Annotated in this window: 8 protein-coding genes; 4 read left to right on the top strand and 4 right to left on the bottom strand. The window is 72.7% G+C overall.

The genetic code is table 11. The features are described 5' to 3' along the window. Nucleotides 1-245 precede the first annotated feature (245 nt). Both FK531_RS10925 and FK531_RS10920 read left to right on the top strand, forming a co-directional pair. The gene (locus tag FK531_RS10925; RefSeq protein ID WP_142099122.1) at nt 246-725 is read left to right on the top strand and encodes a hypothetical protein; all 480 of its coding nucleotides are present in this window, start codon (nt 246-248) and stop codon (nt 723-725) included. A 64-nt stretch (nt 726-789) separates the two neighbouring features. Next, complete coding sequence (locus FK531_RS10920; protein ID WP_246098098.1) at nt 790-1,389, top strand: hypothetical protein; 600 nt, start codon at nt 790-792, stop codon at nt 1,387-1,389. A gap of 7 nt (nt 1,390-1,396) precedes the next feature. Here the strand turns inward: FK531_RS10920 and FK531_RS10915 are convergent, their stop codons facing one another. After that, on the bottom strand, nt 1,397-2,617 hold the full coding sequence (locus FK531_RS10915; RefSeq protein ID WP_142099119.1) for a cytochrome P450: 1,221 nt from the start codon (nt 2,615-2,617) through the stop codon (nt 1,397-1,399). A 159-nt stretch (nt 2,618-2,776) separates the two neighbouring features. On the opposite strand from FK531_RS10915, the gene FK531_RS10910 reads away from it, so the two are divergent. Continuing rightward, nucleotides 2,777-2,962, top strand: coding sequence for a hypothetical protein (locus FK531_RS10910; RefSeq protein ID WP_142099117.1), 186 nt, complete (start codon nt 2,777-2,779; stop codon nt 2,960-2,962). 174 nt (nt 2,963-3,136) lie between these two features. Here the strand turns inward: FK531_RS10910 and FK531_RS10905 are convergent, their stop codons facing one another. The 3 genes from FK531_RS10905 to FK531_RS22885 form a co-directional block, all read right to left on the bottom strand. Beyond that, nucleotides 3,137-4,609 carry a dynamin family protein gene (locus FK531_RS10905; protein ID WP_142099115.1) on the bottom strand — a complete coding sequence of 491 codons (1,473 nt, stop codon included), beginning with the start codon at nt 4,607-4,609 and terminating at the stop codon, nt 3,137-3,139. After that, the gene (locus tag FK531_RS10900; protein WP_246098114.1) at nt 4,606-6,408 is read right to left on the bottom strand and encodes a dynamin family protein; all 1,803 of its coding nucleotides are present in this window, start codon (nt 6,406-6,408) and stop codon (nt 4,606-4,608) included. The genes FK531_RS10905 and FK531_RS10900 overlap by 4 nt, the downstream gene beginning before the upstream one ends. 158 nt (nt 6,409-6,566) lie before the next feature. After that, nucleotides 6,567-9,785 carry an IniB N-terminal domain-containing protein gene (locus tag FK531_RS22885; RefSeq protein ID WP_142099111.1) on the bottom strand — a complete coding sequence of 1,073 codons (3,219 nt, stop codon included), beginning with the start codon at nt 9,783-9,785 and terminating at the stop codon, nt 6,567-6,569. A gap of 292 nt (nt 9,786-10,077) precedes the next feature. On the opposite strand from FK531_RS22885, the gene FK531_RS22880 reads away from it, so the two are divergent. Beyond that, nucleotides 10,078-11,943 (top strand): Hsp70 family protein, encoded by a 1,866-nt coding sequence (locus FK531_RS22880; RefSeq protein WP_142099109.1) that lies wholly within the window; start codon nt 10,078-10,080, stop codon nt 11,941-11,943. The last annotated feature ends 3 nt before the right edge of the window (nt 11,944-11,946 follow it).

Below are 11,946 nucleotides of genomic sequence, written 5' to 3'. Positions count from 1 at the left end.
GCTCGACGTGCTGGATGTGTTTCTCGCTTTCTCACCTTAAGTGAGTGGCACAGGCTCAAGTTTGCACCCCGGCAATTCCGGAGTCAAACCAAACTTGAGTCGAGCACACTCAAGGCTGTCGAGATGCTCAACGGGGACGTTTCGGGTTTTGTTCCCGGGCCTCACAATGTGCCAACCTGACCGTTCGATCACGCGGCCAACCGCCGCGGGGTCGCCAGGGGAAGTGTCACTTACGGGGGACTCACATGACCATTCGTAGTTTTGCCGTGCGCGCAGGTGCCGTCGCCGCCGTTGCGACGGCCGCACTCGTCGCGACGGCGGGAGTGTCGGCGGCGGCGCCGTATCCGACGCCCAAGCTGGGCTTTCTGGGTGACGACATCTGGGTGGTGGGCGACAACGCGTTGTGCGCCGGGGCAATCCACCTGGACGTCGAGACCGACCCGACCCGCCCCGGCAGCAGGACCGTCGTCCTCACCTCCCGCGGAATGCGCGGGCAGGGACCGGCCTGGGACGCCAATCCGGTGTGCTCGATGCCGGTCACCATCGCGTGGATGGACGGAATCGCCCCGTTCAGCCACGAGGTGACCGTGCCGTTCAGCAGCACCGAGGCTCCCGGCGCACCCGTCCGCGTCGACCTTTCCACCGGGCCGGGTCTCAACCTGATCGGCGTCGCGATTCGCGGACACCTGAGCACGTTCTCCAGCTGGTACACCTTCGCGCTCTGACCGACCGGTCCCTTCCCCGCCCAGACCTGTCGGCGGGGAAGGGACCGGCGGATACGATCCTGTCGTGCAGAACTCAGCCGCCGAGCAACCCGGACCGGACGACTCCGCCGGCGACGGGTCCGGCACCGGCCCGGCGCCGCACCGCCCCCCGCCGCCGAGGCCGGAGTTCCGCGTCGAGCCTCGTCACCCGGTCGCCGACGGCGCCGCGCCACGGGCACTGTCGCTGGCGACGTGGGCGTGGGTGGCCTCCTTCGCGGTGCTGATCGGCATCGCGGCCGCGACGGCCCTCGACCTGTCCTCGGTCCGGACCGCCCTCGAAGGCAGCCTCGCGCAGCAGAGCCCCACCACCTCGCACCGGGACATCACCGACGCAGTCTCCCTGACCCTGCTCGTCAGCGCGGGCACAGCGGCGCTCCTGCTGGTCGCCGCGCTGATCTGCCTGCAGTTGCTCCGCGCCCGGCATGCCGGGGCCCGGATCGCGCTCGCGGTGATCGGCTTGTTGTCCGCGGGCGCGGCGGTCGCGTTCTGGACGCTGCTCGCGGACGCGTCCTCTGCGACCGGCGGAGTTCTGCAGTGGGCACCGCTGGCCTACGCCGGACTCGTACTGGTCGGCACCGCAACACTTTTCGCGGCGCAAGTCGGGGACTGGCTGCGACGCAAGTAGCCCCGTCTCAGCCGTCGACCGCGAGAACCATTCGGCGGTGCCGCCGCACGAACAGGCTGGGCACCCACCGCGTCGCGTCCGGACCGTCGAGCGCGACGAGCCCGCCGCGCTCGAGCAGGAGCGACACCGCCACCCGCGCCTCCATCCGGGCGAGCACCGCACCGACGCAGAAGTGCAGGCCCTTGCCGAAGGCCATGTGCGAGCGGATGTTCGGGCGGTGGAGGTCGAACTCGTCGGGGTCGGGAAAGACCGCCGGATCGCGGTTGGCCGACCCCCACAGCAGCAGCAGGTGACTGCCCGCGGGCACCGGAACCCCGCCGAGGACCGCGTCGACACGCACGTGCCGATGGTGGCCACGGAACGGCGATTCCAGGCGGAGGGTCTCGTCGAGGAACGCGTCGATCGACTCCGGGTGCTCACGCAGCGTCGCCTGCAGGTCCGCACGGGTGGCCAGCAGTCGGGCGGCGGACGCGATCAGACCTGCCGTGGACTCGCCACCCGCGCCGACCAACTGCACCAGCATCAGCACGGCCTCGTGCTCCGCGAGCTCACCCCCCGTGCAGGCCCGGGCCAGGTCCCCGATCAGATCGTCGCGCGGATCTGCCTGCGCGAGTGCGAACTTCGCGTGCAGGTAGCCCGCGAGCTCGGCCGCCGACCCGACCAGTCGGGCGAGGCCGTCGTCGCCGACGATCCCACTGAGCAGTTCGGTGCTGTCGTACGCCCAGACCAGCAGTCGCGGGACGTCCTGCTCCGGCAGCCCGACGAGATGGGCGACCATCGCCAGCGGCAGCCGGTCGGCCATCGCCGTCGCCCAGTCGATCCGGTCGCCGTCATGACCCTCGGTCCACAGCCGCTCGGCCAGCTCGCGGACCACCGGCTCGAGTGCGCGCACCCGCTTGGCCACCAGGGTCGGCAGCACCTGTTTGCGGTGCCGTCGGTGGTCGGGCTCGTCGGCGGTCGCGAGCACGTGCACCGCCTGCCCGCCTCCGCTCATGTCGAAGGTGGTCGGGGCGCCGTGTTCCGTGCGGACCAGGACCCCGGTCAGGTTCGACGAGAACTCCTCGGTGCGGGCGGCGGCCTCCGCGACCAGCTCCCAGGTGGACACGAGGTAGAAGTCGGTCTCGGGGACCCGGTGCACGGGCGCGAACTCGCGCAGCCGTCCGTACACGGGGTACGGGTCGTCGAGGACGTCCCCGGCGAAGATGTCGATCCCGGACAGCGCGGTCACACGGTCTCCCACGCTCGACGGACGGTCACGGGGCCACCGTGCCAGCGCCGAGTCGACCTGTCAACGACCGAGAATCCGCAGTACAGGGGTGGTGCGCGGGTTGTCTCATGGCCGACGAGCCGGCCGCGGTCACCGCGGGTGCGCCCGTAGACATTGGGCGTGATCGTCAGGGCCGCGACCGCCGTCGCCACCGAGGTGTCCGAGGCCGTCGCGGACCTGGACGGGTCGCAGCGGATCGTCGAGGCGATCGTGGCCTCCGTGCGCGCCGTGCGCGTCAGTCCGGCGCTGCACGCCTGGTTCGCTCTTTGTGACACGACGATGCTTCATGAAAATCCCCCCGATTAGCTACTCATTTGCTTCAGCGAAAGGAATCTAGGAGAACTGGCTCACCGAACTCAAGCCACAGTGTGCACCGTCACCCGCCCACCCCACGGTGAAGGGACCCAACTGCCAGTCAGACCGAACCGAGGTTCCCATCACCCTGGGGGAGGAGGGGGGAGCAAGGGGGGCTGGGGCGGGTCAGCGGGCGGCGAGCTCCGCCAACACGCCCTCGGCGCTGCGGGCGGCGACCGCGCAGGCGCGGGAGGTGAACCGGTCCACCAGGGGGTGCTCGGCCCAGGCCCGCCAGCCGCGCACGGCGGCGAGGGCGGTGTCCCGCTGCTCGGCGAACCCCGCGTCGGGGTCCAGGCCGAGCCGCTCGGTGTGAGCGATGCCGAAACCACCGATCAGCCGCTGCAGGCGCACGGAATCCTCGTCGGACAGCGCGATCTGAGTGGACCGCAGTCTGCCGAGGAGCCGAATCTCCTGGAATCCGTGCACATCCGAGAGCAGCCGCTTGGTGGCGACCAGCAGGCGACCGGCCTCCGAACCGGAGTCGGCGGCCAGCACCCGCTCGAGCGCCAGCAGCGCGGAGTGCGCCTTGAGCTGGTCCGCGCGCTGACCGAACTGCACGTCGATCACCTGCCGCAGCTCGTCGAGACCGCTGCGCTCGACGAGTTCGGCTGCGAGCGTGGGCGAATCGGGGGTGCCGAGCTTGATCAAGGCGACCGCCAGCCGGATGCCGAACAGTCCGAACCGGTGCGCGAGCTGCCCGCGGGTGTACGCGTCGACGGGCAGCGGACTGTCCGGACGGGCGAACCGGTCCGCGGAGAGCATCGCCAACTGCAGGTCGTCGGCGGGCACCTCGGCCAGTGCCCGGAACGCCGCGTACTCGCTCTGACGCAACGTGCGTGCGCCCAGCGCCAGCAGTCCCGCCACTGGAACCACCGCCTGGCACAGCCCGGTGAGCTCGAGTTCCGCGGCGAAGCGGGCCGCGACCTCCTTCGCGGACATCATCGCGTCGATTCGGCCCGCCCCCACTTCGTCTGCTCGGGAGACCACCCCGACCACGCCGAGCGGTCCGGATTCGCCGCCGACGTGCGCACCGATCTGGCCGAGGAACTGCACGTCGCTCGCGTTCAGGGTACGCAGCAGGTAGACGACGGCGTCTGCGCCGGACGCGGTGCCCTCCGGCGTGAGCATCCGCAGTGTGCGCGCCGAGACGTCCCGTGAGAGCGAGGAGGTACCGGGGGTGTCGATGATTGTGGTGTGCCGCAACGCCCTCGCCGGCCACTCCACCTCGAGCCGGTCCACCTCCGACGCGGTGAGTCCGCCGAGGTCGAAACTCAGGCTGCCCTCGCGGCGCTGCACCGGCACGTTCGCCGTGCGGTCGCCGTCGTACCAGGCCGTCACCGTCGGCGTGGCGCCGCTGCGGTACCAGGTCACCACCCGGGTGCACTCGGTCGCATCGGTCGGCGCGATGTCCTGTCCGACAAGGGAATTGAGCAGCGTCGACTTACCGGCCTTCAACGACCCGGCGAGCGCGACGCGCAGCGGTTCCTCCATCCGCTCCGCGCAGCCGTCCAGCTGGGCCCGCACCCCGGCATCGCCCGAGTACAGCCCCCGCGCGGACCCGATCAGCTCACGCGCCTGCCCGAGTGCCCCGACACTCATGCCGTCGACCCCTCGCCGGACCCGGCCGGAAGCAGCCGTCCGGCAGCGTCTTTCAGCTCCGCGAGGGCACGCATCTGGTCCTCGATCAGGGCGGCCCGCTGGGACCGTTCCGCGGACGCCAGGTTCGCGGCCTCCTGCGCGGCGCGCAGCGAGTCGTTCAGCGAGCGCAGGGTCTGCTCGGCGATGGCGGTGAAGTGGTCGCGCAGCATCCGCTGGATCAGCCGCAGCCGGTCCTTGGACTCCTTGTTGATCTGGAAGCTGACGTCGTCGACGAAACGCCGGATCGCCATCTTCGCCTCGCTGCGCCGCTTGAGGACTCGCGCCTCCCGATCCTCGCGGTAGGCCTTGGTGCCGAGCAGCAGTCCCGCGCCCACCGAGATCGGGTTCACCAGCACCATGCCCATCATGGTGGTGATCAGGCCGAACATCAGCACGCCGCCGTACGAGCCGCGCATCCCGACCAGCACCTTCTGGGTGATGCCGATCCGACCGGACTCGAGGTCGGCGAGCGAGGCCACCGGCTCGAGGACGCCGTCGAGATCGGCCACGTCCAGGTGCGGCAGGTCCACCGCGCCGGACTCGGCGAAGTGCTCGGCCACCACCTCTGCCAGCCACACCGCGCGGTCGTGCGCCCACACGAAGTTGTCGCCGATCGACGTCGCGACCTGCTGCTCGAGCCACTCGCCGAGCTGAGCCCAGTCCTTGCCCGGGTCGCCCTCGTCGACGGTCTCCTCCGCTTCCCTGGTCACCCGGCGCAGCCGGTCCCGCAGGTCGTGGTCGATGTCGGCGGCCAGGTCGGTGATGCCGTCGGAGAGGGTCTGCTGCCATAGCGAGGTGCGCTTGTGCAGTTCCTCCGCGGCCACCTTGGCGCGCTGCAACTCGGCGACGGCGGCGGCACCCTTCTCCGGATCACGCAGCGCCGCAAGCTCACTGCCCAGCGCGAGGGTGAGGTGCTCGGAGACCGAGTGCACGTCCAACGCGACCGCACGGCGGGTGCTCACATCGCCGCGGGCGAGCACCTGCTCGCGCAGGAAGTCGTAGAGCGCGGTGAATCCGGACTCCTCGTTGAGTTCGGCGTCCTGCAGGCGCAGCGCATGCGAGCGCAACGCGGACGACACCGGGATGAGCGGTACGGCCAGCCCCTCCCGTGCCAGGTGGCCGCGGTCGGCCTCGACGATCTCCCGCCAGTGCGGGTACAGGTCGGTCTTGCTGATCAGGCAGGCCACCGCGGGACAGAGGCCGAGCACCTGGCGGACGAAGGCGAGTTCGGGTTCGGTGAACTCCTGACTCGCGTCGGAGAGCACGAACACCGCGTCCGCGGCGGGTAGCAGACCGAGAGTGCTTGCCGCATGAGGGTTTCCGTGTCCACCGACACCGGGAGTGTCGACGAGTACCAGCCCGTCCGCCAGCAATGGGCTCGGGACGTTGACCTCGACGCGCAGGACCTCGCGTCCACCCGCCAGCGGTGTCGTCGGGGTGAGCCGACCGAGCTCGTCCAGCGGAAACGGTACCCGCATCGGCTCCGAGCCGGGCTCGGCGAGCACCAGTTCCGCGGACGCCGTCTCCGCGCACGCCACGACCGTCGGCACGGCGGTGGTCTCGTCGTCACCGACCGTGCAGATGTTCAGGTTGAGCAGCGAGTTGACCAGCTGACTCTTGCCCTGCTTGAGGGGGCCAACCACGACGATCCGCATCCGCGGATCGAGCACTCGACTGGTCGCTCCGTCCAACCTCGCGACCAGGTCACCGCGGCCCGCGGACCGCGCGATCTGCGTGGTCCCTTCGAGCATCGCGACCATTTCCGCCGTCGCAGCCGATCTGGCCTCGGTGCTCGACGCAGGCGTGACGACCGCTCCCGATGCGTTGTCCATGAACCCGACCCACATTTCTCTCCGCGAAGACCGGCCCCGCACACGAATAGCGTGTGCGGGGCCGGTTTCGTTACAACTTCGACGGCTCAGTGATGCATCGGATCCACGTGCGCGCTGGTGTCGCCACCGGTGTGGGTGTCGACCACAGTCGCGTCGTGGTGCTCACCGAACAGGCCGCCGGTGACGCCACCGATGCCGTTGGAGAACAGCCCCGTGTCCGACTCGTGCGTCGTGGTGGCCTCGTTGCCGAAAGCATGCGAGGCGTCCACGGAGGACCAGGCGTTGCCGCCGCCTGCCGCCGCACCGGACGCGTGCCCGACACCGGACCCGATCACGTCGCCGCCACCGGTCGCCGCGCCCGCCGCGTGCCCGACACCGGAGCCGATCACATCGCCGATTCCGCTGGCCGCAGTGTGCAGGCCGGAGGTGAGGCCGCCGGCCAGGTCGCCGCCCGCGTGCCCGTCCGTCGTCGTCGAGCCACCGGCAGCGCCCGAGCCGGACGCGGTGCCCGAGCCGGACGCGGTGCCGGCCGCCCCGGCCACGCCACCGACGGTCGCGCCGAGGTGGCTACCGACGTTCGCGGCCGCGTTCAGGCCGGAGGTCAGGCCGGCGCCGGCGTCGGCGAGACCGGAGACCGCGCCGGTCAGGCCGGCCCCCGCATCCGCCAGTCCGGAGACCGCGCCGGTCAGCCCGGCCCCCGCATCCGTCACGCCGGAGACCGCGCCGGTCAGGCCCGCCCCCGCGTCCGTCGCCGTGTGCAACGCGCCGGTCACATCGGCGCCGAGTCCGGTGCCGGCGTCGATCAGCCCGCCGAGACCACCGCTGAGTCCCGCGGTCAGGCCCTCCCCGAGCCCGGCCGTGGTGTCGATCGCGCCGTTCGCGGCACCGCCGACGGCGGAGTTGAGGTCCGCGGCCGTTCCACCGCCCGCACCGAGCACACCCCCGAGCGCGGTGTCGAGGCCGCCGGCCAGGCCAGTGCCTGCGCCCAGCAGTCCACCCAGTCCCGCCGTCGCCGAACCGCCCGCCCCGAGCAGTCCGCTCAGCGCGCCGGTCGCCGAGCCGCCGGCACCGAGCGCGGAGTCGAGGGCGGTGCTCAAGGACGCACCCGCCCCGCCGGTCGCGCCGAGCGCCCCACTGAGCGCGGTGCCGAGGTCCAGTCCTGCGCTCGCCCCGGCTCCCGCGCCGAGGTCTGCGGCGAGATCGCCACCCAAGCCGGCGCCGAGCACCCCTCCGAGCGCGGCGCCGACGTTGGATCCGATCTCGCCGCCGACCCCGAAGGCGCTCTGGAGCACGCCTCCGAGTCCAGTAGCGGCCGTCAGGTCGAGGTCCGAGACGTTCAACGCGCCGTTGAGCGCGGCCCCGAGGTCGGAGGTGAGTCCACCGTCGACGCCGAGCGCACCGCCGAGCGCGGAGCTGATCGCGCCACCGAGGCCACCTTCCGCGCCAGCCAGGGCGCCGAGGTCGAGGCCGCCACCGACGACGCCGTCGAGCGCCGTACCGAGGGCCGCACCGAGGTCCGCCCCGCCGCCCGCGCCGAGCGCGGCGCTCAGAGCGGCACCGAGGTCGCCGCCCAGTCCGGCGTCCACCCCGCCACCGAGCAGCCCGCCCAGGTCGAGCCCGGTCAACCCGCCCGCGCCGAGGGCGCCCCCGAGCGCGGTACCCAGGCTGCCCGCGAGCCCGCTGTCGAGGTTCAGTGCACCGCCGAGGACGCTGCTCAGCGCGCCACCGAGATCGGCGCCGCCGCCCAGTGCCGCGTCCAGCGCACCGCCGAGGCCGCCCTGCGCGCCGAGAGCCGTACCGAGGACGCCGCCGAGCGCGCCACCCAGGTCGGTGCCGATGGTCCCGCCCGCACCGAGCGCACCACCGAGGGCGCTGCTCAGGGCCGCGCTCAGGTCGCCACCGAGGGCGCCGGTCAGGTCCCCACCGAGGACGCCGCCCAGCGCGCCGGTCAGGTCCCCACCGAGGACGCCGCCCAGCGCGCCGGTCAGGTCCCCACCGATGTTCGTCAGGCCGCCCGCGCCGAGTGCGGCGTTCAGTGCGGCGCCGAGGTCCGTGGTGAGTGCGGTGTCGAGTCCGAGTCCGCCACCGAGCGCGCCCGCCAGCGCGCCGCCGAGTCCGAGTGCCCCACCGAGATCCAGGCCCGCACCCGCGTCGACCAGGCCGCCGAGCGCGCCACCGAGCGCGCCACCCAGGTCGGTGCCGAGGACCCCGCCTGCACCCAGCGCACCACCGAGCGCGCTGCTCAGGACCGCACTCAGGTCGCCACCGAGGCCTCCCCCGAGACCGCCCGCCAGGTCGGCCAGACCACCGAGGCCACCCTCGAGGCCGGCACCCAAGCCGCCACCGAGCAGGCCGGTCAGCTCCGCGCCGAGGCCGCCGCCCACGCCGATGGCGGCGTCGAGCGCGCCGCCGAGGGCCGTGCTCAGGCCGCCGCCGAGGCCCAGCGCCCCGCCCAGTGCTGCGCCGAGCCCGGCACCGAGGTCGAGACCGCCACCGAGGGCCGCTGCGAGATCGCCGCCCAGGTTGCCGCCGACGCCGACGGCTGCACCGAGCACCCCACCGAGGGCAGCACCGAGATCGGCGCCCAGCGCGCCGCCCACGCCGAGGGCGGAACCGAGCACTGCACTGAGGTCCACCCCGCCGGCCGCACCGACCAACCCACCGAGGTTGATGTCGGTCGCGCCGGCCAGGGCCGCGTTGAGCGCCGCACCGAGATCCGCGACCACCTGGCCGCCGACCCCGACCGCCCCGCCGAGGGCCGCGCTGATCTCGCCACCGAGGCCGAGAGCCCCGCTCAGGTCGAGGCCGCCCGCGACCGACGTCTGCAGGGCGGCGCCGAGCGCCGCACCCAGCTGCGCGCCGATCTCGCCGCCGATGTACAGGGCCGCCTGCAGGGCCGCGCTCAGCGCCGCGCCGATTTCCGCGGACAGGTCGACGCCACCGCCGAAGCCGCCGCCCGCGGCCGCGCCCAGGCCGAGTCCGGCGCCCGCACCGAGTCCGAGGCCGCCCCCGAGCCCGAGCCCGCCACCGAGCCCGCCGCCCACCGCTCCGCCGAGGCCGCCTTCGGCCCCGCCGCCGAGCGCCGTGCCGAGGCCCGCGTTGAGGATGCTGGTCAGTTCGGAGCCGCCGCCCGCGAAGATGCCGGACTCGGCAACCAGCGGGGCAACCGAGGCGATGTCCGCACTGCACACGTCGCCGAGGCCGGCCGCGGCGAGCACCGCGTCGGGGTTCTTGCAGTACAGCGCGCGGGCCTCGTCGTCCCGCAGGAGGCTGAGGATGAAGTCGAGTAGCGCGTTGGTGGCCATGTCGGTCTCCTGATAATTCGGTGAAGCGGGAAGTTCGGTGAAGCAGCGAACTCGAACGAAATTCTTGCCTTCGACGCTATGGACCGGGCGCGGTTTGCCCAACGGGGTCAACTCCCCCCATTGCCCCGGGCGCCTTCGGGGAGGGCGACATAGGGGATCCCCCGGGCATAGGGGAAATGCCCCTCATCTGCGATTTTGTCGCCGCAAACGGTAACGAAACCGTCGCTGCGCACGACACTGGGCATATCAGCGGTACTCAACCAACCGCATCCGAGAGCACGGGAGAATGACGATGTCGGTAGGACTCGGACTCACTGTCGGTTCGGTCAACTCGGTCGCGGTCACCGAGGGCGGCGAACAGTCCGGCGGTCGCGACGCGGCGGTCACCACGGCCTCGACGCTGGTGTTGCCACCCGTGGGCAGGGCGACCCTACGACTGCCCACCGCGGGTGACACCGCAAGCCTGCACGGATCACTCGTGTCCGGTTTCGCGCAGCGCGTCGGCGACCCGGTGGCACTGATCGCCGACGACGGTTCGACGCACACCGGCGAGGACCTGGTCGCGGCGGCGGTCCGCAGCCTCGTCGACAGCGCCTCCCGCGAGCTGCCCGAGGCCCCGACGGTGGTGGTCGCGCATCCCGCGGTGTGGTCGTCCTACCAGTCGGACGTGCTGGCGGCCGCGCTCGACCACGACGGGCTGCCGGACGTCGCGCTGGTCACCGAGCCGGAGGCGGCGCTCGCGTGGCTGCAGCGGTCCCGACCGTCGCTCGACGACGCCCCGGTGCTCGTCTACGACCTCGGCGGCAGCTCGCTCGACGTGACCCTGGTACGACCCGGCGAGAGCATCGAGATTCTCGGCAAGCCGATGCAGTCCGAGGATTTCTCCGGCGCCGAGTTCGACCACCTGACGCTGCGCTACGTGCTCGACGGTGTCACCGCGGAACTGGGCGAGATGAACCCGCTCGACCCCGCCGCCGTGGCCGCCCTCGACGAACTTCGAGCGCGTTGCCGGCAGGCGAAGGAGGCGCTGTCCTCGGACACCGAGACCGTCATCGCGATCGACCTGCCCGGCTGCCGCAGCGACGTCCGCCTGGTCCGCGAGGAGCTCGAGGATCTGATCCGCGAGCCGCTCGCCGACTCGCTCGAACTGGTCCGCGAGACCCTGCGCAGCGCCAACGTGGAGCTCTCGGACGTGGGCGCGGTGCTGCTGACCGGCGGCAGCTCGGCCATTCCGCTCGTCACCGAACTGCTCTCGGCGGAGCTTCGACTGCCGGTGCTCGCCGACATCGATCCCGCTCGCACCGCCGCGAAGGGTGCCGCCTCCATCGGTGCGGCCCTCATGGTCCCGCCGGTGGCGGACACCGCGGCGTTCGCGGTGCTCGGTGCCACCCTGGCCGCCGCGGACGCAGCAGCGGATGACAGGACCGAAGCATTCTCTCCCGCAGCTCTTTCCGCACGGACATCGACTGCTGCCCCGTCGCGGCGCCGGCTCGGCGGCGGGATGAGCACTCCGAAGAAGGCGGCCATCGTCACCGCCGCCGCGGCCGCGTTCGCACTGCTCGCGGCGGGCGGCCTGTCCCTGGGTACCGGTGCCTTCACATCGAACGGCGGCGGCGCCACCCCAGCGGCGGGCACCAGTCCACTCGGGACGACGAATCCGGTTGCACCGGTTGGCCTCTCCGCGACGGTCAATCCGGACGGCACCCCGGTGGCCGTTCCGGTCGCCGCCGCCGGTGACCCCACCCAGGCCGCGGCCACCGCGGCGCAGTCGCCCGGATCGGGCGGCAGTCAGGCGTCGGCCGCGGGCAATACCGCCGGCTCCGCGCCCGCACCCGGCTCGGCCGCACCGGCGCCCGCCGCGGCCGCGGCCGCACCGGCGGCCGCCGCCCCTGCCCCTGCACCTGCTCCGGCCCCCGCGCCGGCACCCGCTCCGGCACCCGCTCCGGCCCCTGCTCCGGCGCCGGCGCCCGCCCCGAGTCAGCCCTCGGGCGACGGCGGTGCAGGGATCGCGAATGGCGTCGTCGGCGGCGCCGGAGCGGTCGCGAACGGTGTCGGCCAGGGTGTCGGTGGCGTCGCGAACGGCGTCGGCGGCCTCGTCAACGGCGTCGGCCAGGGTGTCGGCGGCGTGCTCGGCGGCGTGCTCGGTACCGGGAAATAGGTT

Source organism: Rhodococcus spelaei, from assembly GCF_006704125.1.
In the GTDB taxonomy this organism is placed as follows: domain Bacteria; phylum Actinomycetota; class Actinomycetes; order Mycobacteriales; family Mycobacteriaceae; genus Rhodococcus_G; species Rhodococcus_G spelaei.
This window is presented reverse-complemented; position numbering and strand designations above follow the sequence as displayed.